The 25127-nt window shown below is 68.4% G+C and carries 18 protein-coding genes and 2 pseudogenes; 4 read left to right on the top strand and 16 right to left on the bottom strand.

All coding sequences use genetic code 11. The features are described from left to right. Positions 1–106: 106 nt before the first annotated feature. Entirely contained in the window at positions 107–496 is a 390-nt protein-coding gene (locus tag AB0P41_RS30055) for a signal peptidase I (protein ID WP_365935243.1), read from the top strand. Positions 497–512: 16 nt separating this feature from the next. Here AB0P41_RS30055 and AB0P41_RS30050 read toward each other — a convergent pair whose 3' ends face one another. Next, entirely contained in the window at positions 513–1388 is an 876-nt protein-coding gene (locus AB0P41_RS30050; RefSeq protein ID WP_365935308.1) for an IS5 family transposase, read from the bottom strand. Between the two features lie 106 nt (positions 1389–1494). On the opposite strand from AB0P41_RS30050, the pseudogene AB0P41_RS30045 reads away from it, so the two are divergent. After that, positions 1495–2809 (top strand): annotated as a pseudogene (locus AB0P41_RS30045) (sugar ABC transporter ATP-binding protein); the annotation flags it as partial. 43 nt (positions 2810–2852) lie between these two features. Further along, a pseudogene (gene mmsB, locus AB0P41_RS30040) lies at positions 2853–4099 on the top strand (multiple monosaccharide ABC transporter permease). A gap of 61 nt (positions 4100–4160) precedes the next feature. On the opposite strand, the gene AB0P41_RS30035 reads toward mmsB, so the two are convergent. The 11 genes from AB0P41_RS30035 to AB0P41_RS29985 all read right to left on the bottom strand — a co-directional run bounded on the left by AB0P41_RS30035 (position 4161) and on the right by AB0P41_RS29985 (position 16811). After that, positions 4161–5267 carry an aldose epimerase family protein gene (locus AB0P41_RS30035; protein ID WP_365935241.1) on the bottom strand — a complete coding sequence of 369 codons (1107 nt, stop codon included), beginning with the start codon at positions 5265–5267 and terminating at the stop codon, positions 4161–4163. 142 nt (positions 5268–5409) lie between these two features. Continuing rightward, a complete protein-coding gene (locus AB0P41_RS30030) occupies positions 5410–6156 on the bottom strand; it encodes a cupin domain-containing protein (RefSeq protein ID WP_365935239.1) in 747 nt (248 codons plus the stop codon). Further along, complete coding sequence (locus tag AB0P41_RS30025; RefSeq protein WP_365935238.1) at positions 6153–7076, bottom strand: PmoA family protein; 924 nt, start codon at positions 7074–7076, stop codon at positions 6153–6155. Before AB0P41_RS30025 ends, AB0P41_RS30030 begins: the two co-directional genes overlap by 4 nt. Then, positions 7069–8196 carry a Gfo/Idh/MocA family oxidoreductase gene (locus tag AB0P41_RS30020; RefSeq protein WP_365935236.1) on the bottom strand — a complete coding sequence of 376 codons (1128 nt, stop codon included), beginning with the start codon at positions 8194–8196 and terminating at the stop codon, positions 7069–7071. The genes AB0P41_RS30025 and AB0P41_RS30020 overlap by 8 nt, the downstream gene beginning before the upstream one ends. A gap of 20 nt (positions 8197–8216) precedes the next feature. Beyond that, positions 8217–9107, bottom strand: a complete 891-nt coding sequence (locus AB0P41_RS30015; RefSeq protein ID WP_365935235.1) for an ABC transporter permease subunit — start codon at positions 9105–9107, stop codon at positions 8217–8219. Beyond that, the gene (locus tag AB0P41_RS30010; RefSeq protein ID WP_365935234.1) at positions 9107–10021 is read right to left on the bottom strand and encodes an ABC transporter permease subunit; all 915 of its coding nucleotides are present in this window, start codon (positions 10019–10021) and stop codon (positions 9107–9109) included. The genes AB0P41_RS30015 and AB0P41_RS30010 overlap by 1 nt, the downstream gene beginning before the upstream one ends. After that, positions 10014–11147 (bottom strand): ABC transporter ATP-binding protein, encoded by a 1134-nt coding sequence (locus AB0P41_RS30005; protein WP_365935232.1) that lies wholly within the window; start codon positions 11145–11147, stop codon positions 10014–10016. Before AB0P41_RS30005 ends, AB0P41_RS30010 begins: the two co-directional genes overlap by 8 nt. Positions 11148–11150: 3 nt before the next feature. Then, positions 11151–12386 (bottom strand): extracellular solute-binding protein, encoded by a 1236-nt coding sequence (locus tag AB0P41_RS30000; RefSeq protein ID WP_365935230.1) that lies wholly within the window; start codon positions 12384–12386, stop codon positions 11151–11153. A 241-nt stretch (positions 12387–12627) separates the two neighbouring features. Next, positions 12628–14346 carry a substrate-binding domain-containing protein gene (locus tag AB0P41_RS29995; protein ID WP_365935228.1) on the bottom strand — a complete coding sequence of 573 codons (1719 nt, stop codon included), beginning with the start codon at positions 14344–14346 and terminating at the stop codon, positions 12628–12630. 76 nt (positions 14347–14422) lie between these two features. Beyond that, complete coding sequence (locus AB0P41_RS29990) at positions 14423–15277, bottom strand: glycoside hydrolase family 16 protein (RefSeq protein WP_365935227.1); 855 nt, start codon at positions 15275–15277, stop codon at positions 14423–14425. Between the two features lie 508 nt (positions 15278–15785). Further along, positions 15786–16811, bottom strand: coding sequence for a LacI family DNA-binding transcriptional regulator (locus AB0P41_RS29985; RefSeq protein WP_365935225.1), 1026 nt, complete (start codon positions 16809–16811; stop codon positions 15786–15788). A 279-nt stretch (positions 16812–17090) separates the two neighbouring features. Between AB0P41_RS29985 and AB0P41_RS29980 the strand changes: the two genes are divergently transcribed. Further along, positions 17091–18062: a family 43 glycosylhydrolase gene (locus AB0P41_RS29980; RefSeq protein ID WP_365935224.1), complete on the top strand. Its 972-nt coding sequence runs from the start codon at positions 17091–17093 to the stop codon at positions 18060–18062. A 75-nt stretch (positions 18063–18137) separates the two neighbouring features. On the opposite strand, the gene AB0P41_RS29975 is transcribed toward AB0P41_RS29980, so the two are convergent. The 4 genes from AB0P41_RS29975 to AB0P41_RS29960 all read right to left on the bottom strand — a co-directional run bounded on the left by AB0P41_RS29975 (position 18138) and on the right by AB0P41_RS29960 (position 24812). Continuing rightward, positions 18138–20951 (bottom strand): DUF5695 domain-containing protein, encoded by a 2814-nt coding sequence (locus AB0P41_RS29975; protein WP_365935222.1) that lies wholly within the window; start codon positions 20949–20951, stop codon positions 18138–18140. 147 nt (positions 20952–21098) lie between these two features. Beyond that, a complete protein-coding gene (locus tag AB0P41_RS29970; protein ID WP_365935220.1) occupies positions 21099–23030 on the bottom strand; it encodes a beta-L-arabinofuranosidase domain-containing protein in 1932 nt (643 codons plus the stop codon). A gap of 68 nt (positions 23031–23098) precedes the next feature. Next, on the bottom strand, positions 23099–23950 hold the full coding sequence (locus AB0P41_RS29965; RefSeq protein ID WP_365935218.1) for a carbohydrate ABC transporter permease: 852 nt from the start codon (positions 23948–23950) through the stop codon (positions 23099–23101). A 13-nt stretch (positions 23951–23963) separates the two neighbouring features. After that, entirely contained in the window at positions 23964–24812 is an 849-nt protein-coding gene (locus AB0P41_RS29960) for a sugar ABC transporter permease (RefSeq protein WP_365935216.1), read from the bottom strand. Between the last annotated feature and the right edge of the window lie 315 nt (positions 24813–25127).

The raw sequence follows: 25127 nt of genomic DNA, 5'->3' as shown, positions 1-25127 counted from the left end.
CCTCCCTTTCCTCCGGTTACGACCGCCCCGCGACGTGAGAAAAGTCTCCTAGGCCGTGCATCGAGGCTGACTGCCAGCACAAGAGCGGCTGCTAGCGTTCGGGCATGTGAATGACAGCGTGTATGTGGGCAACGCGGGCAAAGATGCGGCACTGGACCGAGGGTGGCTTCTCGGGCATTTCAAGGACGTTGGCGACCCGCGCCACAGCGAGGCCCTGGAGATCAAATGGGGCGTGCACCCCCGCGCCGATGAGCGGTCGCAGTGGGTGAGGGGCGAGAAACGCACAGCTCTCCTGGTTCTCATCAGCGGCCGGTTCCGCGTCGAACTGTCCGGCCGTAGCGTTCTACTGGAGGAGCAGGGTGATTACGTCGTGTGGGGGTGCGGAGTTGATCACTCGTGGTTCGCGGAGGAAGAGTCGGTGGTACTGACTGTTCGGTGGCCGTCCGTGCCCGGCTATGCAGTACCGGAGAAGACCCAGGCGCAACTGCGGACCTGACACCAACGGGCGATGTTCACAGCCACTCGTTGATGGCCGCGACGAGGACGGTCGCCTCGTAGCGGACCGCGAGTTTGTCGTATCGCGTGGCGACAGCGCGGTGCCTCTTGAGGCGGTTGATCCCGCACTCGACCGCGTGGCGCTCGCGGTAGTCGGCCGGGTCGAAATGTGGCGGCCGGCCGCCACGAGAGCCGAGCTTCTGGCGGTTGCGCGCCTGGTCCGCCGTATCCGGGATGGTGCAGCGGATCCCCCGGCGACGCAGGTAAGCGCGGTTCTTGCGGGAGGCGTACGCCTTGTCAGCCCGCACGCGATCGGGACGGACGCGCAGCCGGCCCGGCCGGAGGCGGGGCACGCGGACTTTCTCCAACACGGGTTCGAACTGTGGCGAGTCCCCGCGCTGACCTGCCGTTACCACGATCGACATGGGCTTCTGGCCCTGCTCGACGGCCAGGTGCAGCTTGGTGGTGAACCCACCGCGCGAGCGTCCCAGTCCATGATCAAGGGGTTCGGAGAAGACACCGCCCGGCGGTTCCTTTTGCAAGTCACCCTGCTTCCGGGCCCCGGCGGCACGCTGATGAGCACGGCACACAGTGGAATCGACGCTCAGGTCCCACACGATCGCACCCTTCTCATCGGCCAGGGACTGGAGTCGGCTGAAGACCCTGTGCCAGGTGCCGTTCCGCTGCCACTGGCGGAACAGGTCGTAGATCCGGCCCCACGGCCCGTACTCGGCGGGCACGTCTCGCCATGGAACGCCCGTTCGGACTCGGAACCGTATGCCGTCGATCAGCTGCCGCCGGGACCAGATGACAGGTCGCCCCGCCTTCGCCCCCTTGTGCAGCAACGGCTCCAACACCACCCACTGTTCGTCCGTGAGATCTCCCCGCCCCATGAATCGCGATAGTTCATCGCCCAAGATCGACTTTCGATACACGGTTTAGGCCCCTTGCGACCCATTGATGCGAACGCTAACAATCCAGCTCCAGAGCCGCCGCGACTACGAGGGCGGGATCCTCTTCGACGGCGCACCATGCCGCTTCAAGGACATTCGGGCCAGCGAGCAGCGTGGCATCGTCATCATCCACCAGGGGCTCCCCCTGGTCCCCCATCTGTCGATCGCCGAGAACGTGTTCCTCGGCAACGAGCCGGCCCGGCGGGGAATCATCGACTGGCGCGAGTCGCTGCGCGGGGCGTCCGCGCTGCTCAAGCGGGTCGGTCCGGACGACCACCCAGAGACCTAGGTCGCCGATATCGGTGTCGGCAACCAGCAGTTGGTGGAAATCGCGAAGGCGCTGGCGAAGGACGTCCGGCTGCTGATCCGCGACAAGGACAGCGTCAAGCTGCTGCGGCTGATGCGGGAGCTGAAGGACCAGGGCATCCCTCGATCATCATTTCGCACAAGCTGAACGAGATCGCCCGGATCGCCGATTCCGTCACCACTGCGGACGGTCGGTCCATCGAGCCCCTGGACGTCCACGACCCGGCCACCACCGAGGAGCGCATCATCCGCGGCATGGTGGGCCGGGACCTCGACAGCCGCTTCCCCGGCCGCACGCCGTACACCAGTGAGAGCGACGCCCGCCCGGCCCGGAGGTCAGGGACTGGACGGTGCGCCACCCGCTCGACCGCGGCCGCAAGGTCGTCGACGGGGTCTCGCTCCAGGTCCGCCGCGGGGAGATCGTGGGCATCGCCGGGCTGATGGGCGCCGGCCGGACCGAACTCGCGATGAGCGTCTTCGGGCGCTCGTACGGCCACTACGAGCGGGGCTCCGTCCTCAAGGACGGCCGCGAGGTGCGTACCCGTACGGTCCCCGAGGCGGTCGCGAACGGCATCGCGTACGTCACCAAGGACCGCAAGCACTACGGTCTCGGCCTCGGGGAATCGGTGGCCCGGAACGTCTCGCTCGCCTCGCTCGGCGCCCTCGCCCGGCGCGGCGTCGTCGACGGCCACGAGGAACGCAAGGTCGCCGAGCGGTACCGGCGGACGATGAACATCAAGATGCCGAACATCCTCGAACCGGTCGGCTGTCTCTCCGGTGGCAACCAGCAGAAGGTCGTCCTCAGCAAGTGGATCCTCACCGACCCCGTCGTCCTCATCGTCGACGAGCCCACACGCGGCGTCGACGTGGGCGCCAAGTTCGAGATCTACACCGTGATCGACCGGCTCGCCGCCGAGGGCAAGGCGATCCTCTTCATCTCCTCCGAGCTGCTCGCACTGCTCGGCATGTGCGACCGCATCTACACCATGGCCGCCGGGCGGCTGACCGGCGAGGTCGCGCGCGAGGCCGCCACCCAGGAATTTCTGATGCGGCACAGGACCCCGGACACCACCCCCGTACACCCGAAGGACGGCAGGCATGAGCACCGACGTCGGCACCCACACGAAGGCCACTCCGCCCTCGGGCGAGGGCGGGGCACCGCCGACGGGGACCCCGGCGGTCCGGGTGCTCCTGGACGGCGTACGGCGGAACATGCGCCAGTACGGGATGCTCTTCGCGCTCGGTCTGATCGTGCTGCTGTTCCAGATCTGGACGGGAGGCGACCTGCTGCTGCTGCCGCGCAACGTCTCCAACCTGGTGCTGCAGAACAGCCACATCCTGATCCTGGCCATCGGCATCATGATCGTCATCATCTCCGGGCACATCGACCTGTCGGTGGGCTCGTTGATGGCCCTGGTCGGAGGCGTCGGCGCGGTGCTGATGGTCGAGCACCACCTCATCTGGCCGGTCGCGGTGCCCCTCACGCTGCTGCTGGGAACGGTCGCGGGGGGCGCTCCAGGCATACTTCATCGCGTACGTCGGATCCCCTCGTTCATCGTGACGCTCGCGGGGATGCTGCTGTTCCGCGGGCTGACGGAGATCTTCCCCAAGGGCCAGACGCTCGGCCCGTTCCCAGAGGGCATGCAGAGGGTCGCCAACGGCTTCCTGCCCGAGGTGGGGCCGGAGACGAACTACCACAACATCACCCTGCTGCTGAGGCTCGGACTGGCCGGGTACGTGGTGCTCCAAGAGCTGCAGGACCGCCGGCGCCAGCGGGAGTTCACGCTGGACACCCTGCCCACGGGCCTGTTCGCGCTGAAGGTGACGGCCCTGGTCGCGGCCGTGCTGGTCACGACGCTGCCGCTGGCCAGCTACAAGGGCGCGCCTGTGGTCCTGCTGATCCTGGCCGTGCTGCTGGTCGGCTTCGGTTACGTGATGCGCGCGGTCATCGGTCGCCATGTGTACGCGATCGGCGGCAACCTGCCCGCCGCGAAGCTGTCCGGGGTCAAGGACCGGAAGGTGACGTTCGCGGTCATCCTCAACATGGGGATGCTCGCCGCGCTGGCCGGTCTCGTCTTCGCGGCGCGCTTCGACGCGGCCTCTCCGAAGGCGGGGGTGAACTTCGAACTGGGGGCCGTCGCCGCCGCGTTCATCGGCGGCGCGTCGATGAACGGCGGTGTGGGCACCGTCCTGGGCGCCATCATCGGCGGCCTGGTCCTCGGTGTGCTCGACAACGGCATGAACCTGGTCGGGTGGGCACCGACTGGCAGCAGGTCATCAAGGGCCTGGTGCTGCTGGCCGCGGTCGGCTTCGACGTGTGGAACAAGCGGAGGGCCGGCGCCTGACCCTCTCCTGACACGGCTGTGCCCGCCGGTTCGGTGAACCGGCGGGCACAGCCGTGTCTCGTCAGTCCCTGGTGCCGAACCGCAGGACCGTCCTCGACCGGTACTCGTCACCGGGCCGCAGTACGGTGGACGGGTCGCCGGGGCGGTTGGGCGCGTCGGGGAAGTGCTGGGTCTCCAGCGCGATGCCGGCGCCCGCCCGGTAGCGCGTACCGGCCTTGCCGACGACAGCTCCGTCCAGCTGTCCCCCGGTGTAGACCTGAAGGCCGGGTTCGGTGGTCAGCACCTCCAGGGACCGGCCCGTGGCCGGGGCGTACAGGACGGCGGCGGTGCGCGGCGCGTCGCCCCGGCGCGCCTTCAGTACGAAGTTGTGGTCGAACCCACCGCCCGTCGCATGGAGTTGCTGAGCAGGGTACGCCAGCGCCTCGTGAATCGCGTGCGGCCGGCGCAGGTCGAACGGTGTGCCGGTGACGGGGAGGTGGTCGCCGCGCGGTATGAGGTCCGGGCCGACGGGCGTGAAGTGGGTGGCCTTGACGGTCAGTTCGTGGCCGAGGACGTCGCCGGCGCCCTCGCCCTCGAGGTTGAAGTAGGCGTGGTTGGTCAGGTTGACCGGGGTGGCGGCGTCGGTGACCGCCGCGTAGGAGAAGGTGAGGTCGCCGTCCCGGCCGACGAGCATGCCGACCGTGACGTCCAGGTTCCCGGAGAAGCCCTGGTCGCCGTCCGGGCTGCGGAGGTGCAGGAGCACCCCGGTCCGCTCGGGGGTGTGCACGCTTTCGGCTTCCCAGAGCCGGGTGTCGAACCCGTCCGCCCCACCGTGCAGGCAGTGGCCGTTCTCCTGTGTGGTCAGCCGGTGGGACGTGCCGTCCAGGGTGAACCGGCCGTGCGCGATGCGGTTGGCGTAGCGGCCGACGGTGGCGCCGAAGTACCGTGCGGCGGTGGCCGTTCGGGCCGGGTCGGCGGGCGCCAGGACGACGTCGGCCATGTCGCCGTTCCGGTCCGGCACCCAGAGGCCGTGGAGGCGGGCGCCGCGCGTGTGCACCTCCGCCACGAGCCCGCCGGGGAAGCCGAAGGTCCACCGCTGCCCGGAGTACGCGTCGGGGCGGCAGACGGGCGGGCCTCCGGCGAAGAGGGCCGTGGAGGAGGTTGGAGGAGTTCTCTCGGACTGATACACACCCAGCATTGTGAGCGCTAACTCGATCAGGCTCAACCTCTGGCGAGTGACAAATGCAGGCGTGCGCATATCTCGATGCGACCAGAGTGTGAGCGATAACAATAACAATTCAGCGCATCCCCGCCTGCCGGGCAAAGACTCCTCAACCGTGCGCCGGTGAACCGCCGGCACGGCGGACGGGGTCGTACGCTCGGAGGAAACCGCACATGCCCAGCATCTGCTGGGAGGGCTGCTCAATGCGTGTGACAACGGCTTCGAAAAGATGACTGACGTCATCGCTCTTGAGGGCGTCGATTTGGCGCAGTGATGTCTGGGCGGCTGCCAGGGCCCCGTCATGGACCGTACCGGCCCAGGTCTCGAGCCGCGGTTGCACCAGGCGGGCGGCTGCTCGGCAGAAGTCTTCGTACCCGGACCGGTCGCCGCACCGCCACTGCCGTGTCAGTTCAGCGAACCCGCCGAGGGCCAGGTCCCGGCGTTCCCTGGCTCGTTCCTGACTGGGGGCGCCGGCGGAGTCGACGACCGACGCCGCGAGCGGGTACCGCTCGGGTGTCAGGTGTTCCGGGGGAAAGGTCATGACCGCGTCGCCCGCCTCGGGCAGCCCGCTGTTCTGCATGACGACGACCACGCGCAGATCGCCGTCGTTGATGGCCCGGTGTATGGTGCCGGGGCCGAACCAGACCACGTCTCCCGGGCGCAGGTCGCTGACGCGATGGCCCTCCTGGTTGAGGGTCTCCAGCCGCCCCCGGCCGCTGACGACGACGTAGCACTCGGAGCAGGTGAGGTGCATGTGCGGTGATCCGCCGTGTTCGTCGTCGGCCGTGGCCCACGGGTACACCTGCAACTGGCTCAGGCCGACCGCTCCGGGGAAGTCGGGATGGGCGGCGGTCACAGTGTGTGCCTCTCGGCGATCGACTCGATCTCGCGACGGTCGAGCTTGCGGTCGATGAAGACGAAGCGGTGCTTCAGGTGCAGCGTCTCCCCGGGTTCGAGTTCGATCTCCGCATCGAACGCCGGTGAGGGGTTCAGGCAGGCGAAGGCGCTGCTTCGGGCGAACCACTTCAGCGGAACGGCGGCACTGGTTGTTCCGGCGAAAGCGAGGACGGTGGCGCCGCCGTCGATCTCGTCGTGGTCGCTGGTGACGGCCGTCCATGCCCCTTGTGTGCCCATGACGTGATCGCCCTTCTCGCCGTCGGCGGCGTGGATGTCAGCGCCGGTCCAGGCTCTGGGCCCCCGCCAGAATAGTCCGGTGTACCCGGCGTTGGAGCGACCGTGCGTGGAGGGGCTGCCCAGGCGCAGCGGCTTGTGGTGGACGTTGGTGAGGCCGGTGGAAAAGTCCAGCGCCCAGGTGCCGTCGGCGCTGTCCGCGCTGTGGAAGCGGAGCGTGCGGCTCTCGTCGAGCCAGGTGTCGTCGCTCGATGCGACCCAGTCCAGGGTCTCCGTGAGGGACACCTCGCTGCCCTTGTGCTCCTGAGCGACGAAGGCACGGTGCAGCTGGCGGCCGTGGTTCTCGCGCCACACGTAGCCGTGGCCGGGGGCGCCCGGGGTGAAGGTGGGGCCGCCCCAGAAGTTGTCACCGGACAGATGGGACCAGGTCAGCTGCAGGCCCTTGTGCCAGCGGTGGTCCCAGGGCCGGTAGACGCCCAGGGGCGCGCCGGAAAGGGTCCTGAGTGGGTAGAGGTAGGGCTTGGGGGACTCCTCGATCGGGGTGTCCGGCCGGTAGACGTATGTGGCGAGGTCTTTTCCGGCGGCCGACACCACCAGTTCGTTGCCCGCGTCGTCGTGGCGGATGTCGAAGTGGGTGTCAGACACGGTTCTGCTCCTTGTCGGCGTCGGCCCGGGCCGCGCTGGGGCGCCCGCTCATGGAGTGGTAGTACGCGTTGTCGGGGGTGAGCGCGTCCGGCGTGACGACGTGTCCGGTCGCCGCCGATTCGTACAGGGCCGCGATGAAGGCAAGCACGCGACGGCCGTCGTCGCCGCTGGCCTCGGGCCGTCGGCCGACACGCAAGGAAGCGATGAGGAGGCGCAGTTGGGCGGCGTGCGAGCTGGCGTCGTTGTCGGCGGGCGCGCCGAGGTCGGCGGCGGTGGCGTCGCCTCGGTGAACGGCCGGGGTCCAGGTCCAGTGGGAGTTGTCGTAGCCGTAGAGGTGCTCGAGTTCCACGGTGGCCTCGGGGAAGTCGAAGCGCAGGTAACTGGTCTCGCGCGGGGACAGAACGCTGTTCACCATGGACACCATGGCGCCGTTGGCGAAGCGGACCAGAGCCATCGAGACGTCCTCGGTCTCCACGTCGCGGGCCAGGGTGCCGGTGGCCGCACGGACCTCGGTCCACTCCCCCATCAGGGTGAGCATCAAGTCCATCTGGTGGATCCCGTGGCCCATGGTGGGACCGCCGCCCTCGGTCTCCCACTTGCCCCGCCACGGGACATCGAAGTAGGCGTCGTCCCTATACCAGAGGGTGTGGCAGATGCCGACCAGGGGCGCGCCGAGGCTTCCGGTGCGTATGTGCTCCTGGAGGGCCCGGGCGGCGGAGCCGAAGCGGTGCTGGAAGACGTAGGACACGTACGGCCCCTCTTCGCGCTCGTGGGCGCTGATGGCGTCGTACTCGGCGAGCGACAGGGTGGGCGGCTTCTCGCACCACACCGATGCGCCGGCGTCGAGGCAGGTGGTGATGGCCTCGCGGTGAGCGACGGGGGGCGTGCACACGATGACGAGGTCGGGGCTCGCGTCCTGGAGCATCTGCCGCAGGTTGTCGTAGACGGCGGGGATGCCCCAACGGGTGGCGAAGGAGGTGGCGCGGGCGTGGTCGACGTCGACGACGGCCACGGCTGTGACTTCGCCGTTCTGGGCCTGGATCGCGGGCAGGTGGCAGGTCTCGGCGATGTTGCCGGTGCCGACGACGGCCACGCGTATCGGCGGGTAGTGCTCGGGCATGAAGGTTCTTTCGTAAGGACTCAGGACGAGCCGTGGGCTCGGCCCGACAGAGCTTGGGCGGGGTTGGCGAAGCGCAGGCTGATGACGAGACCGATCAGGGCGATGGCCATGTAGAAGACCGTCATGGCAGCCGTGAGAGCGGCCGGGGGTCCGCCCGGGTCGGACATGGCGCCGAAGATCGTCACCACCAGAGTCTGGGTCTTCGCACTGCTGACGAAGAAGGTCAGCTCGAAAGATCCCAGGACACGGACCAGGCTGAGGACGCCGGCGGCGACGATGCCGGGCATCAGCAACGGGACCAACACCCGAAGGAACAGTCGCAGATTGTTGGCTCCGAACACCTTGGCCGCGTTCTCCACGTCCGGTGAGATCTGCTCGACGAACGGCACGGTGACCAGGATGACCAGGGGCAGGATCGGGACCAGGTTGACGAGGACGACCGCTGTCAGGGTGCCGCCGAGGCCGAGGCGGTACATCAGGGCCGCCAGCTGCACCGCGTAGGTGAGCGGCGGCAGGATGGCCGGGAACAGCAGGAGCAGCAGGATTGCCGAGCGGCCCGGGAAGGTCTTGCGGGCCAGGACGTAGCCGGCGGGCACGCCGATGGTCAGGGCCAGCAGGACGTCGGCCACGGCCACTTGGAAGGTCACGGCGATGGAGTCGGCCAGTCCCGGTGTGTCCCAGGCCTGACGGAACCAGTCGAGCGACCAGCCGCTCGGCAGCCAGGTTCCTCGCCACGTGCTGCCGAAGGCGGCCACGAGGACCGATCCCAGAACTGCGAGGAGGACCGCGGTGAACAGGCTGGCGACGGCCCAGCTCACTACGGCGGTGACGGTGGGACGGGAGCGGGCGGTGCGCTCCGCCGGCGCAGCGGGTTCGGGTCGGCCGGTTTTCGGGGCGGTGATCGTGCTCATCAGCCTTTTCCTCCCACCGCTGGGCCCTTGTACAGGGTGTTGCGGAGCAGGACCATCAGCCCGAGGATCAGCAGTTCGATCACCGTGAGGACGATGGCGATGGCGGATGCCTGGGTGTAATCGGAACGCTGCGACGCGGCGTGGTAGATGGGGATGGTCAGGACGTGTGTGGCATTGTCGGGCTGACCGACCAGGATCGCCGACGGGAAGATGGCGAAGGCCTCGACCAGGGCGAGCATCAGCGCCGTGAGGATGCCGGGCATCGCCAGTGGCATGACGATCTTCCAGAAGCGGGTGGCGCGGGAGGCCCCGAGGGTGGCGGCGGCGTTCTCCAATGCCGGGTCGATGCCGCCGAAGAAACCCATCAGCAGGAGGAAGGACAGGGGCAGGGTCGTCAGCACGGCTGCGATGAACGTGCCCTGGTAGTTGTAGAGGAACGTGCCGTGGGGCAGGCCCAGTTCTTCGAGGGTGAGGTTGACCCAGCCGTAGGGGGAGAAGACCCGCAGCATGCCCTGGGCGACGAGGATGCTGCCGAAGGTGATGGGCAGCATGAGCGCGAGGGTGACCAGCTTGCGGCCGCGGAAGTTGCGTCGGCACTGGTAGGCGATGGGCGCGGCGAGACCGACGCTCACCATGGCGACCGGGACGGCGAGTTTCAGCGTCTTGAAGATCGCGTCGCGCTGGTAGGAGTCGGAGAAGAAGTCGCGGTAGTTCGCGAACGCCCCTCCGCCTTCCATGGGCTGGAAGGAGATCGTGACTCCGTAGACGAACGGGTAGAGGAACAGCCCGGCGATCACCGCCACCGCGGGCAGCAGCAACAGCAGGGACCAGTCGATCCCCCGTTCCGCCAGCCGGTGCCGCAGCGGATGGCGCGGTGTGTCGGCGGCCCGCGGCCGCTCGAGGAGATCAGACATGGGGCCGGCCCGTCTCCCCGCCGTCGTCGGCCGGGTAGACCAGGACACGGTCCGGGACCACGCCCAGGTCGAGGACAGCTCCGGCGACGACGGGTTCGTTCGTCTTCAGGTGCAGCACCGTGTCCGGACCGGTGCGCGCTTGCACGGACAGTTCCCGTCCGTGGTACTCCACGACCTCGGCCATCGCCTTGATCGAGTTGCCGGTCGCGCGTCCGCCGACGACGAGGTCCTCCGGGCGGATGGCCACGCTGACGGCGGCCCCGGCAGCGCCGCCGGACGCTGCGCGACGGGTGCCGTGCAGGACGGTGCCGTGCGCCCCGACGCTGACGTCGTCGCCCGGGCCGGTGCTTTCGACCTTGGCCGGGAAGAGGTTGCGGTAGCCCATGAAGCCCGCGACATAGGCGCTGGCCGGGTTGGTGTACACCTCCTGAGGAGTACCGGTCTGCTCCAGCACGCCCTTCCGGAGGACTACCAGCCTGGTGGCCAGGGAAAGAGCCTCCTCCTGGTCGTGAGTGACATAGAGGACGGTCAGCCCGCGCTCCTGGTAGAGCCGCTTGATCTCGGTACGCATCTCGATGCGCAGGGCGGCGTCGAGGTTCGACAGGGGCTCGTCCATGAGGACGATCTCCGGGTCGATCGCCAGCGCCCGGGCGATGGCGACCCGTTGCTGCTGGCCGCCGGAGAGCTGGGAGGGCAGCTTGCCGGCGTGCTCCTCCAACTGCACCAGCTTCAGTGCCCGCTGCGCTCGCTCATGACGCCGGTCCTTGGGCACCCGGCGCATGCTGAGGCCGAACTCGACGTTTTTCTGAACGCTCATGTGCGGGAACAGCGCGTAGTTCTGGAAGACCATGCCGAAGCCGCGCTTCTCTGGCGGCAGGGTGTCCAGGCGGACGTCGTCGCGCCAGATCGACCCGCTGGTCAGTGGCTGCAGGCCGGCCATGCAGGCCAGCGCGGTCGACTTGCCGCAGCCCGAGGGCCCCAGGAGGGCGACGAACTCGCCCCGGGCCAGCTCCAGGTCCAGGTGGGACAGGGCCGGGGCGGCGGCCTTAGCGTAGCTGCGGGTGACGCCCCGCATCGAGAGCTTCTCAAACCCCACGGCGGGCTTGCTCATGGTCGCGGTGGTCATGGGTCAGCCGCCCACCTTGGAGCCGACGTTTCGCTGCCACAGGTCGAAGGCCTCCTGCATCTTCTCCGGCGTCAATGGAAGGCGGACCTCGCCCGTGTTGAGTGCCTTGGCATAGAAGTCCGGACGGCCCCACTTGCCGACGAAGGTCTTGACCGTGGCGCCGGAGTTGTCGGTGGTGACGTTCTTGTTGGCCGTGGTGAGCACCCCGGTCGTCAGGCGCTTCTGCTGGGCCTCACGCTGCAGCATGTAGGACTGGAGCTCGAGGACGACGTAGTACGTCTCAGGGCTGATGCCCTTGGGGACCAGCGCGAAGTGCCCGTCGCTGATCCAGTTCTGCTTGTCGAAGAGCGCGATCCCGGTGTCCTCGGGCCAGGTGCCGCTCTTACGGTTCGACACGTCGTGCGCGATGATCGTCGGTATCACGTCGAGCTGGCCGGCGCCGAACTGCTGGGCCAGCAGTGTGGAGCTCGCCGGGTAGCTGCTGACGTACCGGCCGAGTTCTTCGAGGTACTTCCAGGTCTTGTCCCAACCCTTGCCGGGGTCCGAGGGGTCCTTGTCGCCCAGCATGTAGGGCAGGGCCTGGATGAAGGCGCGGCCCGATCCGGACGCGGCGGGCTGCGCATAGCTGAACTTGCCCTTGTGTGACTTCGCCCAGGCCAGGAGCTCGTCGGGAGTGGTGGGGGCCTTCGACTCGGTGACCTCGGACGCGTTGTAATCGATGAACGGCCCGTTCGTGTCGTAGTTGACCAGGATCCCGTACCCACCGGCCGAATCCTGCTGCGCCTTGCGCGGCTCGTCCTGAATGGCGGCCAGGTCGAAGGCCTTCGACTGGTCGGGCAGCTGCTTGATGAGCAGCTTCTGCTGCTGGGCGGCTCCGAGCACGTCGGGCCCGCCTAGAACCAGCGAGATGTCTACGTCCCCGCCGCTCTGCTGAGCCTTGATCTTCCCGGCGACATCGGTCGAGGCGGCGGTCTGGTAGGTGACGCCGGAGACCAGGTCCGGATTCGCCTTGACGAAGGCGTCGATGGCCTCCTTGCCTCCCCCTGCCAGGTCACCACTGCCGTCGAGGACGGTCAGGGTGATCGGCTTGGACGGCTTCTTCGGCTCGGTCGGTTTTGACGAAGACGACTCGGAACCGGGTGCTCCGCACGCGGTGAGGGAGGCGGCGGCCAGAGCCGTGATGGTGACTCCCACCAGGGAGGGAGCCAGTCTCCCCAGCCTTGTACCTCGTCGTGTCATGTCTTTCCTTCCCCGGCACGTCGACGTGCCACCAGGGCGTTGAGCCGCAGCGCGCGGTCCAGCGAAACGGAACGGAATTTGGAGAAGTGCGTGGCACGGCACCGTAACGGGCCGGCAACCTGAACTTAGTGATCGGTCACCCTGAGCGTCAATAGTTGCTCAGTGATCGATCACTTTTTGGGGCCTGCCGCCCTCGCCGCCCCTGCGGCCCACCCGGCGGACGGAACCGAGGGCCGGTCGTTTACGAGCCGACCGCGCCCCACGCGCCGGGGGCCGGGCCGCTCGACGCGCGGGGGACCACGCGGAAGAGGTCACTGACATCGACCGTCGCCTCCGGCTCGCCTCGTATCAGCCCCAGCAGGGAGCCCATCGCCCGGCGGCCGAGCGTCTCGCGGTCGATGTCCACGGTCGAGATCGTCGGCAGGAAGTACTCGGTGAACTGTTCGTTGTCCCAACCGAAGACGCTCACGTCCTGCGGCACGCGCAGACCGCGGTCCTGAAATCCGCGGATGGCGCCCATGGCGACGAAATCGTTGGCGGCCAGCACTGCCGTCACTCCGGAATCGGCGGGCAGGTCACGGGCCGCGTCGTATCCGGACCGCACCGACCAGTCCCCGTCCACGACTCCGTAGGACTCCAGCCCCAACCGGTCGATCGCGTCCACGTACACAGCCCGCCGGTTGCGCGCCGACGCCCACGTCCGGGAACCGGCGATGTGGAGGAAGCGACGGTGACCCTGGCCCGCGAGGTAGCGGACGATCTGCTCGGCGGGCCGCCCGTTCGCCAGTTCTCCCCGCGCGTGCATGTCGTCGTCGTACTCGCCGAGTACTACGACGGGGCGGCGCCGGTCCCAGGCCTGATCCGCCAGACCAGCCACCGGGACCAGGGACAGGACTCCCTCCGCCTGTTGCGTCTCCAGCAGGGAGAGCACACTCTCCGCGCGCCGTGACTCCCCGCCCTCCAGTCCGACCACGTCCGTCATGTAGCCGGCCTCGTGCGCGGCGGCCGAGGCTCCCCTCAAAATCGGGATGGGCACGAAGTTCGTCAGTTCGGGCAACACGATCGTGATCCGGTTGGACTTCTGCGTCCTCATCGACCGCGCGATGAGGTTGGGACGGTAGTTCAGCTCGGCAACGGCACGGTCGATCCTCTCCCGCGTCGCCGGTCTCATTCCGCCGTCGTTCTTCAGGTAGCGGGACACGGTCTGGTGCGAGACTCCCGCTCTCTGCGCCACCTCCCAAATCGTCGCCCGCTTCTTGTCCGGGCCGGCCTCTCGTGCCTCGGGTGCCTCGGATGTCTCGCTGGGCGGGACGCGTCCCGCTTGCTCGCACAGCGTTTCCACCAGCTTCCGACCGGGTGTCCCGGGCGGAAGTCCGTACGCGCCGGCGAAGGGCTCGACCCGCCCGGCCAGGCGGTCCGCGCTGATCGCCCCCTTCGCGGCGGCGTCGGCGATGACCGCGCCCACGTGGGCGCCTTCGGTGCGGCTTCGCAGCAGGTCACCGATGGTTCGCTCCACCGTGGTCACCGGCAGGCCCTCGACGAGGGTGACCTCTTCGGGCCTCATCTCCGCGCAGTGCAGCACCACGTTCTCGTCACGTGTGGTGCGCCGTGTCCGGACAGTGAGTTCGACCCGGCCTGCAGGAAGATCGCCCAGCCCGTGAACCTCACAGGCGGAGGCATGCGAGATGACACCCGCTCGCGGGCCTTCGGCACGGCGGGGCCGCACCGCGGCCTTGGGAGCGAGCCTCAGCCATGCGACCTTGGCGCGGAGGTGCTCCGGCGGCGCGACGTCGGACATGAGGTAGACCCCGTGACCGACACTCCTCAGCAACCCCGCGCGCTCCAGCCGCAACAGCTGCACTCCTTGCACACCGTCCAGCTTCGCCTGCGCCGCGGTCACCAGACCCCACTGGTCGGCCGCCCTCGCGCCGAGCGCCTTCAGCACATCGCCCTGTCTCATGCGGCAATCATTGCATGGTGACGCAGCGAATATTTCCTCGAAGGGCAATATTCGCTGCGTCACCATGGAGAAGGGGTCAGGCCGGCTTGTAGGCGCGGAAGTAGTCGACCACGAACTCCTTCGGCCGGGTGTCGGTGGGATCGACGGTGCCGGTCCACCCTGCGTTCTCGTAGATACTCAGGAGGAACGCCATGTTGTAGGCCGGGGACGAGTTGATCGTTTTCACCAGCTTGTTGTCGATGTACAGCTTGATCTGCGACTGGTTCCACTCCAGTGCGTAGATGTGCATCTCGTTGTTCAGGTTGAAGCCGGTGGTGATCGTGTTGCTGGACTCGGCGAGGTTCGGGTCCGACCACTTGTGCAGATTGAACAGGAACTGGTTCGGGTTCGGGCCCGGGTCCTCCAGAATGTCGATCTCAGCGTTCTGGCCGGCCGAGTTCTGGGTTCCGACGGCCCAGAAGGCGGCGTGCAGCCCGCTGCGCGCGGAGGTCTTGGCGCGGATCTCGAAGTACCCGTACTTGGGAGTGTAGTTCCACTTCGTGGGGATGCTGTGGTCGAGGGGAGTCGTCTTGTGCAGGCCGGTCATCTGGCCGGTCTGAATGCTCGACACTTTCATGGGGTTGCCCGCATAGTACGTGGGCTGGGAGTCCTCGATCCGGAGGATCAGGGCGTTGTTCCGGAACCCGTAACGCGCAGCCGCGCGTTCTGCGGTCGTCCTGGACTCGAGGTACTTCGTCACCCACAGGCTCGAGTCGAGGCTGCCGTTGAACTCGTCGTGCCGGTCGAGGGTCCAGCCGGACTTCTGCAACGGGTTCGGGGGGACCTCGGCTGCGGAGGCGGGCGCTTCGAGGAACGCCGACAGGGCGAGGGCGCCGCCGCCGGCGAGCAGGGCCCGGCGGCCGATGTGGTTGCTTTCGCGTTCGGGTGCCATGTTGATCTCCTTCGCGGAGTGCCGTGCTGGGATAGGGCGCGAGGACGGCCGGACTTGTTACTGCGCCGGCCTCGACAGGGACGTGACCGCCTGCATGACGCATACGTGCCAACCAACGAACGATCACCCCGCCCACGGGGCGACTTGCGGTCGCCCATCCAGGGATGTGCCGTCGTTCACCTCGACGGAAGACTGACGGCAGGACCCCTGCCGATCTTTTTCAGCGAGCCATCGAGTGCATCGGTTGGACTCGGGACCACCTTGCGGGTTACGGCAACGTGAACATAGTGATCGATCACTGAAGGCGTCAACCCTCCGCGCGCGACTGGCCGTGAAGCAACCAGCGCTTCGTGGCCGATCAGTGGCGATGGCGTTCCCCACGGCCATCACTGGATGCAATCAACGCGACATGGAGGTCCCTCCAGGGAGAGCGCCCCGTGATCGATCACCTTCCACTCGATACGTCACCGTGGCCGGCCGAAGGAAGGAGCGCCTCCGAGCAGGCCGTTCAGCGGGGAGCCGGGCCGCTGGAACCTCGCGGAACGAGGTGGAACGGCGTGCTTCTCCGGGGCTCCGGGGCGGGCTGCCCGCCGATGCGACCGAGAAGGGACTGCATCGCCCGGCGGCCCAGAGCCTCACGGTCGAGGTGAACCGTCGAGATCGTCGGAGAGAAGTACTCGGTGAACTGCTCGTTGTCCCAGCCGAAAACGCTCACGTCCCGCGGCACTTTCAGTCCCCGGTCCTGGAAGCCGCGGATCACACCCATGGCGACGTAGTCGTTGGCGGCGAGCACGGCGGTCACTCCGCTGTTCACCGGGAGGTCCCGGGCCGCCTCGTATCCGGAGCGGACGGACCAGTCCCCGTCCACCACGCCGTAGGACTCCAGCCCGAGCCTGGTCACCGTCTCCACGTACACGGTCCGCCGATTGCGCGCGGAGGCCCACTCCTGTGAACCCGCTACATGCAGAAACCGGCGATGACCGAGGGCCGCGAGGTGGCGGATGATGTGCTCGGCGGGCTCCCCTGCGGCGAGAGCTCCCCGGGAGTGCATGTTGTCGTCGTACTCTCCGACGACCACGACGGGCCTTCCCGCACCGTCGGACCATCCGCTCATATCGGCCAGAGGTACGAAGGAGAGCACTCCCTCGGCCTGGTGGGTCTCCAGCAGGGACTGGACGCCTTCGGCACGACGCGTCTCGCCGCCCGCCAACCCCACGACATCAGTGATGTATCCGGCTTCGTGCGCCGCAGCCGAGGCACCCTTGAGCACGGGGGCGGGGACGAAGTTCGTCAGCTCGGGCAGCACGACCGCGATCCGGTTCGACCGCCGGGTCCGCATCGACCGTGCGACGAGGTTGGGCCGGTAGTTCAGCTCTTCGACCGCCTGCCGCACACGTTGACGCGTGGCGGGCTTCAAGCCGTTGCTGTCCCTCAGGTAGCGCGACACCGTCTGGTGCGACACACCCGCCAGCTCCGCCACTTCCCAGATGGTGGCCCTCTTCTTCCGCTCCGAGCTGCCGGTGACACTCGTCATGCCGCTGCACCGCTCCCTTCCGACTCCCGCCCTCGGCGTGCTACGGCACCCGGGCCCGAGCCCCTCCCGTAACGGGGCCGGCAACCTTCAGAGCATAGAGCGCCGGCCGCGAGGCGGGACCATGGACCGGTTTTCGGCCAGGGCGGTCTTCAGGCCCCGGAGGGAGCGCGCACACGGTCACTTCTGATTGCTTCCGACCGAATCCGGTTCGCCCGCTCGCACAGATGCCCACGGCGGCTCTACCAAGGTGTGGCGATCCGACATCGAAGGAGAGATGCCATGAAACGCGTACTTGCCGTCCTCGGGGTGCTTCTCGGGCTCCTCGCGGTGACCCAGCCCGCCCAGGCCGCACCCGTGACCCGCTACCCCGGCACGGTCTGGCACGACACATCGGGCAACGTCATACAGGCGCACGGAGGAGGCATCACCAAGGTCGGCGGAACCTACTACTGGCTGGGCGAGGACAAGACCGACGGGTCCCCCTTCCAGAACATCAAGTGCTACTCGTCGACCGACTTCAAGAACTGGAGTTTCGTCCGCAATGTTCTGACGCGGCAGCCCAGTGGGGACCTCGGACCCAACCGAATCGTCGAGCGGCCGCACGTCGTCTACAACAGCTCCACGCGACAATTTGTCATGTACATGCACATCGACAACAGCAACTACTCCGAACGGAAGGCCGGTGTGGCCACGAGCAGCAGCGTGTGCGGTGCCTACAGCTACCGTGGCAGTTTCAAGCCTCTCGGCCATGACAGCCTGGACGACAACCTGTTCCTCGACGGCAGCACCGCCTACCTCCTGAGTGAGGACAGGACCAACGCCAAGCTGCAGATCTACCGGCTCTCACCGGACTTCCTCGGCGTGGCCGCCCTGGTCAAGACCCTGCCCCAGTACGAGTCGCCGACCATGGTCAAGATCGGTGGCACCTACTACCTTTTCGGCTCGCACCTGACCGGCTGGTCGACCAACGACAATCAGTACGCGACCGCCACCTCCCTCACGGGCACCTGGTCGACCTGGCGCAGTTTCGCGCCGTCCGGCACCAACACGTGCAACTCGCAGACCACGTCCATCCAGCCCATCACCGGCTCCGGCACGACCGGTTACGTCTTCATGGGCGACCGGTGGAACTCCGGCAACCTCAGCGACTCACGGTACATCTGGCAGCCGCTCGGCATCAGCGAAACCACCGTGTCGATCGCCTGCCGGGACTCGTGGACCGTTGACACGGCCACAGGTGTGATCAGGTAGACGGCCCCGTCGGCGCCACACCACATCGGATCGCCCGGAGCCGGCAGAGTTGCTGCCGGCTCCGGGCTCACAGGGTCAGCGGGTGATCCTGACGGACGCCGTCGAACCCGACAGGTTCAGGAGCTGGACGGAGGCCGTCCTGCCGTCGCTCGTGAACGTGGTGCTCGCAGTGGCCCCGTCGACGGTCGCCTTGTAGGTACCGGACGGCAGGTTACGCAGGTTGATCGTCGGGGAGTAGCTGCCGCTGGTGACGTTCTCCAGCTGGAGGCGGATGTCTCGGAGGTCGGTGGTGATCTGCGCCCGGGTGTACCGGGCCGCCACCAGTTCGAGGGCGAACTTCTGCGTGGGGTGGACCGCGAGGCGCTTGCGCACACCGTCCTTCGGAGTGATCACGTAGCTGCCGCCTGTGAGGCTCACGGTGCCGCCGTAGGCGTAGAGGCCGACGATTCCGTCGTTGACGACGTGCACGCAGGCCGTCTTGAGGCCGCCCCAGAAGCCGAGATCGGCTTCGCCCGACCAGGCCCACCAGTTGTTCAGCTGAGGCATGAAGCTCCAGGTGCCCTCGCCGGTGCCCTTTTCGCTCTGGTACTGCCAGGAGGCGGCGCCGATGTTGGCGGCACCGCCGCTGATCTGCCCGGAGTTGATGTTGGCCCAGCCTCCCAGGTAGGCGCCGTACGTCGACCGGAGCACGGTGTCGGTGTCGAGGCCGGCGGCCGACGGGTCGTAGTTAAGCAGGTAGTCCTGCTGCTGCCAGGCGCCGAGCTGGGTCTCGTAGCCGAGGTTCCACCACGACTCGCCCATGTGGCGGTTGTCGGAGCCGTAGTAATACCAGAGCGGCTGTGTGCCGCGGGCGGCGAGGGAGGCGAGCGTGGTTTTCTTGACCATCGCGTCGTTGCCGTACCGCTTGGCGAGGGTGTATGTCGTCTCGAAGGCGGTGGTGTCGATGCTCATCTCGGAGGCGAACGGGTAGGCACGCGACAGCATTGCGTCGGCCTTCGTCCTGATGTAGCCGTCCAGTTCGTCCGCCTGTGCGGAGTGCTTCTCCGTACGGAGCGCGGCGACGATCTCGGGCATGGTGTGCTCACCCATGGAGCCCATGGTCCGGGAGGCGTCGTCGAGCGTGCCGACGTTCGGGTGCAGGAAGTAGGCGCGCATCGTGCGGTAGGCACGCATCAGGTATTCATCGGCGGTGAGCGCGGTCGTGATCGCCGGATACGTCTTCGCGATGCGGTACATGTTGAAGTACGTGTTCCACACGTGCGGGTAGTTCATCACCCGCCAGGTGGCCTTCCCGTCGGCGGTGCCCGGGCCGGTGCCGTCGGTGCCGTCGTACCAGTGGTACACCCGGTAGGTGCGGTTGCCCGAGGAGTCGGTGTGGGACTGGAGGTATCCCCAGATGAAGTGGGTGAGGTAGTAGTCGACGGCGGTGATCTGCGCCTGGTCGGGCTTCTGGAGGTTCTTCTCGGTGAGGAAGACCGCGGGCGAGAGGCCGAGGTCGTCGGAGCCGCCGGCCATCCACTGCTTCCAGCCGCCGCCCGGGTAGTTGTGCCAGGTGACGAGCTGCTGCCGGCTCATGTCCCACTGGAGGAAGGCACCCTCGTAGCCGTGGCCGGTGTTCCGGGCCTGCTGGCGGTCGACGAGGAACGTGCCGTGGGTGTCGATCAGCTGCTCGATGGGCTTGATCGAGTTGTACTGGAGCACCGACTCACGCCCGCCGGCGTACCGCACCACGACGTTCGCGGGGCCCAGCTGGGCGAAACCCAGTGCGTACAGTGAGTAGCCGTTGGCGCTGCCGCGGGAGGTGACGGTGACTCCCTTGCCGCTCTCGCCGACGACCGACTCGATGCCGCCCTTGGCCCGGACGGCGAGGGTGGCCGTCTGGTCCTGGGGGATGACCATGCCGGGCAGGGACACCGCGTCCACCACGCCGGTGTCGTAGAGGACGTTGCGGAGGTCTGCGTAGTTCTGGGCCCACCGGAAGGTGAACTTGTAGGTCTGGGAGGCGCCCGCCGCGAGGGTCAGTGAGGTGGCCGGGAGGTACCCGCCGATTTTGTTGGCGCGCGCGGTCTGCAGGGTCTTGGAGTGGATGTTGAACTGGATGAGGCCCTCCCACGACGGGTCGACCTCGCCGAAGGGCCCCTCGGCCGTGCGCGCCTTGTCGCGGAACTCCAGCGAGGTGCCGTCCTTGGGCGCCATGACGAGGTAGGGGCCGACGCCGTTGGGCCGTTGCCAGTACACGTACGAGCCGTGCTTCGCGACGAAGGAGTGCCGACCCACGTTCTGCTCGTAGATGCCGGTCTGGTTTCCACCGGTCCACCAGGAGTTCATCAGCATGGGGATGCCGAGATCCTGGACCTCCAGGGGCGCGCCGGAGGTGTTGGTGAGGGTGATGGTCCAGTCCAGTGCGGCGGTCCCGGACAGCTTGTACGAGAGCGTGAGGCCGAAGCCGCGGATGCCGTTGGCGTGGGCGGCGGTGCCGGCGTAGACCACCTTCACCTCGTCACCGTTGCGCGTCACCGTGCGGATGTCGTCGGAGAGCGAGGTGACCCGGGTGACGCCGTTCGTGGTGAGGACGATGTCTCCGAGCCAGCGCGAGTCGTTGATGTCGAAGGCCGGCCGGAGCTGCGGGTTCAGGACGTAGTTGGTGAGGTACGCCGTGTCCGTGGGGTTGGAGAACCGGTAGATGCCGCCCGTCGCCCGGCTGATGCCGACGTTGAAGTTCGGGGATGTGAGTACTTCGAGGCCTGCGTCGGCTGCGCCCGCGGGGCCGGCCGCCCCGGTGGTCAGGCCCAGCCCCAGCGCCCCCACGCCTGCTGCCGTTCCCAGCCGGAGGATGTCGCGCCTGGACACCGAGTGGTCTGCGGCTCCGTTGCCGGTGCTCCTGCTCATGCGGGATCTCCTTGGTGGCGGGCCGCCCCACTCGTCCCCAGCGGGTGCGGCCTCGAACGAAAGGGTTTCGTTGCCCGGGCGGACGCCGGGGACGTCCGCGTCCGCCCGGAGCTCGGGGGGTGTGGGGTTTCCGGTGGCCCGCGCCGGTCAGCCGTGGTCCGGCCGGACCGCCGGCAGCCACACGCGCATGGTCGACGGACCTCGGTTGCCCCGGGCGCAGTACGGCCTGAGCAGCAACTCCGCCTGGTCCGTCGCCGGTTCCAGGCGCTCGCTCAGAGCGGGATAGGGCCATGCCTCGTCCACGGTGTCCGCCAGCGCACCGGCCACCACTGTGCTCCCGTCCCCGCCCGTGCCGTCGCGGGGCGGGACCGAGGGGTCGGCGACGACCGTGTCCACGTCGCGGCCGTCGGGCAGGTCCACCGACTCGAGGCACATGACCAACGGGCCGCGCTCGACGGCCACCTGACCGCGCAGCGCGTCGGCACGCGGGTCGGCGGCCGTCCAGCGGGGCGCCATGGGCAGGTGCAGGCGTATCTCGTCGCCCGGTGCGAAGGTGCGGGTCAGCTCGGTCGTGCCCGGCCGCACATCGTGGCGGTCGCCGGCCGCGTCGGTCAGCACCGCGCCCCGCGCCCAGGCCGGGACGCGCAGGGTGAGGGTCCACGGGGTTCCGGGAGCGTGGGTGACCCGCAAGGTCACCTCCCCCTCGTACGGGTAGCGCGTGCGCATGTCGACGCCCACCGGGCCGGTGCCCGCCACCTCCGTGCGGATGTCCGCGTCGGCGTAGTGGTGGATCTGGAGTCCGTCGTCGTCGCGGGTGGCCAGGTGCGTGCCCAGGGTCGCCAGGGTGCGGGCGACATTGGTCGGGCAGCAGGAGACGGCGAACCAGGGCGCCCGCATACTGGAGTCGGCGCGAGGGCTCTCCGCGTGCGCGTCCGGCTCCTCGCCGCGGCGCCGCTGGTGCAGCGAGTTGGCGTAGAAGAAGGACCGCCCGTCCTCGCCCGTGGAGCCGGCGACGACGTTGTAGAGGGTGCGTTCCGCGAGGTCGGCGTAGCGGGGCTCGCCGGTGGCCAAGAGCAAGCGCTGGGAAAGCATGACGGAGGCAATGCCGGCGCAGGTCTCGGCGTAGGCCCGGTCGGGCGGCAGGACGAAGTCGTCGCCGAAGGACTCGTCGGTGTGGTGCGACCCCATACCGCCGGTGATGTGGGTGCGCCGGGCGACCGTCGCCTCCCACTGCCGCACGACCGCGTCGAGCAGTTCGTCGTCGTCCCGCTCGACGGCCACGTCGACCGCGCCGGCCGCGAGGTACAGGGCGCGCACGGCGTGTCCGCGCAGCACGTCGGCCTCGCGAACAGGCAGGTCGTCCTGGAAGTAGGGGCGGCCGAAGGGAATCTCCGCGAGGGTGCGCCGGCCGCGCCGGTCGATGAAGAGGGCGGCCTGCGCGAGGTAGCGGGGGTCTCCGGTGAGGCGGGTCAGTTCGGCGAGGGCCGGCTCGATCTCCGGGTGTCCGCCGACGCGTTCGATGCCGCCGGGCCCGAAGACCTCGCACACGTGGTCCGCCGCGCGCAACGCGGCCCGGGTCAGTTCTCCCTCACCCCGGGCGCGGGCCTGGGCGATGCCGGCCTGGATGAGGTGGCCGTAGCAGTACAGCTCGTGGCCCCATTCGAGGTCGCTGTAGCGTGCGGACTGTCCGGGGCCGCCGAAGCCGGTGTGGAGGTAGCCGTCGTCGCTCTGGGCGGTGACGATGACGGCGGTGACCTCGTCGATGACGGCGTCGAGCTCCGGGTCGTCGCGGCGGCCCGCCTCCCAGGCCATCGCCTCCAGGAGCTTGTAGACGTCGGAGTCGGCGAAGATCGGGCCACGGCGGTCGCGGTGGGCGCGGCCCTCGGCCGCGGCACGGAAGTTGTCGATCCAGCCGGACTTGCGTATCCAGGTGAGGGAGTGCTCCAGCGTGGCGGCGCCGTTGACGTGCTGTCGGTGGCCCCAGAAGCCGCCGGTCAGACGTACCTCGTCCATGCCGAGGGGGAGCAGCCGGCCGCGGCTGGGCAGCAACGGGGCAGGGCGGGAGGAGGGCAGGGCCATGGAGGGGGCCTTTCACAGGAGATGACGGGGTTGGCGCGGGGCGAGGAGGAGACGCGGGAGCGGAGCTCTCAGCCCTTGAGCGCGCCGGACATAAAGCCGCGCATGTAGTGCCGCTGGAGCGCGATGAAGAGAATCAGACAGGGCACGGCCAGCACCGTGACGCCGGCCTCGGTCGCGCCGTAGTCGATGGCGCCCATGCTCTGCTGGCGCAGTGTGGCGATGGCCAGGGGCAGGGGGGCCTTGGTGCTGTCGCTGATGAGGATCAGCGGGGCGATGAAGTCGTTCCAGGCGGCCAGGAAGGCGAACAGGCCGACAGTGATCAGACCCGGTTTGACGGCCGGTGCCATGACCCGGGTCAGCGCCCGGAAGGTGCCGCAGCCGTCGAGCAGCGCGGATTCCTCCAGCTCCTTCGGGATGGCCTCGAAGGAGATGCGCATCATGAAGGTCGCGAACGGCAGCTGGAACATGGCCAGGACGAGGCTGAGGCCCACCAGGGAGTTCTGCAGACCGGTCATCCCGAGCAGGACGTAGAGCGGGATGAGCAGGGTGGCGTAGGGAACCATCAGGATGGCCAGGGTCACCAGGAACAGCAGGTTCTTGCCGGGGAACTCGAAGCGGGCGAAGGCGTAACCGCCCAGCAGGGAGACGCCGAGGGTGAAGACGACGGTCAGCACCGACACGAGGGCGCTGTTCGCGAGGTAGCGCCACAGCCCGGCGTCGTAGTCGAGCAGGGCGCGGTAGTTACCCAAGCCGTAGCCCGAGTCCTGGGAGGTGCCCGCGGAGGGGGAGACGGAGGCCCATGCCGACCAGACGAGAGGGAAGAGGAACAGGACGGCGAGCCCGCCGGCCACGACGTAGTAGGGGGTGCTGCCGAGTCCGGTGCGTCGGCCGGGGCTGCGCGTTGCGCTCGGGGAGGCCATGGCGGCGGCTCCTTCAGGATTCGTCGGCGCGGCGCAGACCGCGGAACTGGGCGAGGTTCAGGATGAGCAGGGCGAGCAGCACGAGGACCGACAGGGCCGCGGCGGTACCCAGGTCGAGGCGCTGGAACGCCTCCCGGTAGATGAGCTGGACGATGGTGACGGTGCTGTTGTCGGGGCCGCCCTTGGTGAGGATGAAGAACTGGTCGAAGGCGAGGAGCGATCCGGTGACGGAGAGGATGAGGGTGAGCGCGAGGGAGGGGCGTAGGAGCGGCAGGGTGATGTGGAAAAAAATCCGGCTCCGGCTCGCCCCGTCCAGGCGCGCCGCCTCGTACACGTCGTTCCCGATGCCCTGGAGGCCGACGAGCAGGATGAGCATGTAGTACCCGGCAAACTTCCAGACCACGAGGCCGACCGTCGACAGGAGTGCCGCGGTGGGTGTGCCGAGGAAGGAGACGGGGCCGTCCGTCAGGCCGAGGCGGTGGGGCAGATCGGCGAGCGGTCCGGCGGAGGGGCTGTAGAAACCCCAGAACAGCAGGGACGCGGAGGCCAGGCCGAGCACGCTGGGCAGGAAGTAGGCGGTACGGAAGAACCCGACGCCGGGCCGGATCTCCTGAACCAGCAGGGCGAGCAGCAGGGCGACGCCGATGAGCAGGACCGTGGTGATCACGGTGTACAGCAGGGTGAACTGGATGGCGGGCCACAACAGGTCGCCGTCGGCCACCTCAGTGTAGTTCGCCGGGGCGTTGAGACCCTGGTAGCCGGAGAGCAGCGGCCAGTCGCTGGCGGACATGCGTCCGACGAACAGCAAGGGCACCACGAAGAACACCGTCACGAAGAGGGCGGTGGGTGTTGCGTATGCCATGCCCATGGCGCTCCGGCTCCGCCACCAGGGCTGCCGGCGGCGGCCTGAGCGAACGGGGTCCTGCCCGGAAGCGGTTCGGGTACGGGTTGGCGGATCGGCGGCTCGGGTGGGCATGGTGCTCCCTGGAATGCGGCGCGCACACAACGGGTCGGGCATGGCTGGGGCCTCGGATGCGCTGGTGGGTGGTGGTCGGTCGCCGGGCCCCGGGCGGTCGCACACGCTCGCGGGGAGACGGTGCGTGGGCGCCGGCCGGGGCCGGGTGGGACGGGGTGGATGGAGTGGTGGCGGGGCCCGCGCCCGGCCACCGGGCGGTCC

Source organism: Streptomyces sp. NPDC079167 (assembly GCF_040686735.1).
Taxonomy (GTDB): Bacteria; Actinomycetota; Actinomycetes; order Streptomycetales; family Streptomycetaceae; genus Streptomyces.
The sequence above is the reverse complement of the archived record's forward strand: the minus strand, read 5'-3'. Positions and strand labels throughout refer to the sequence as shown.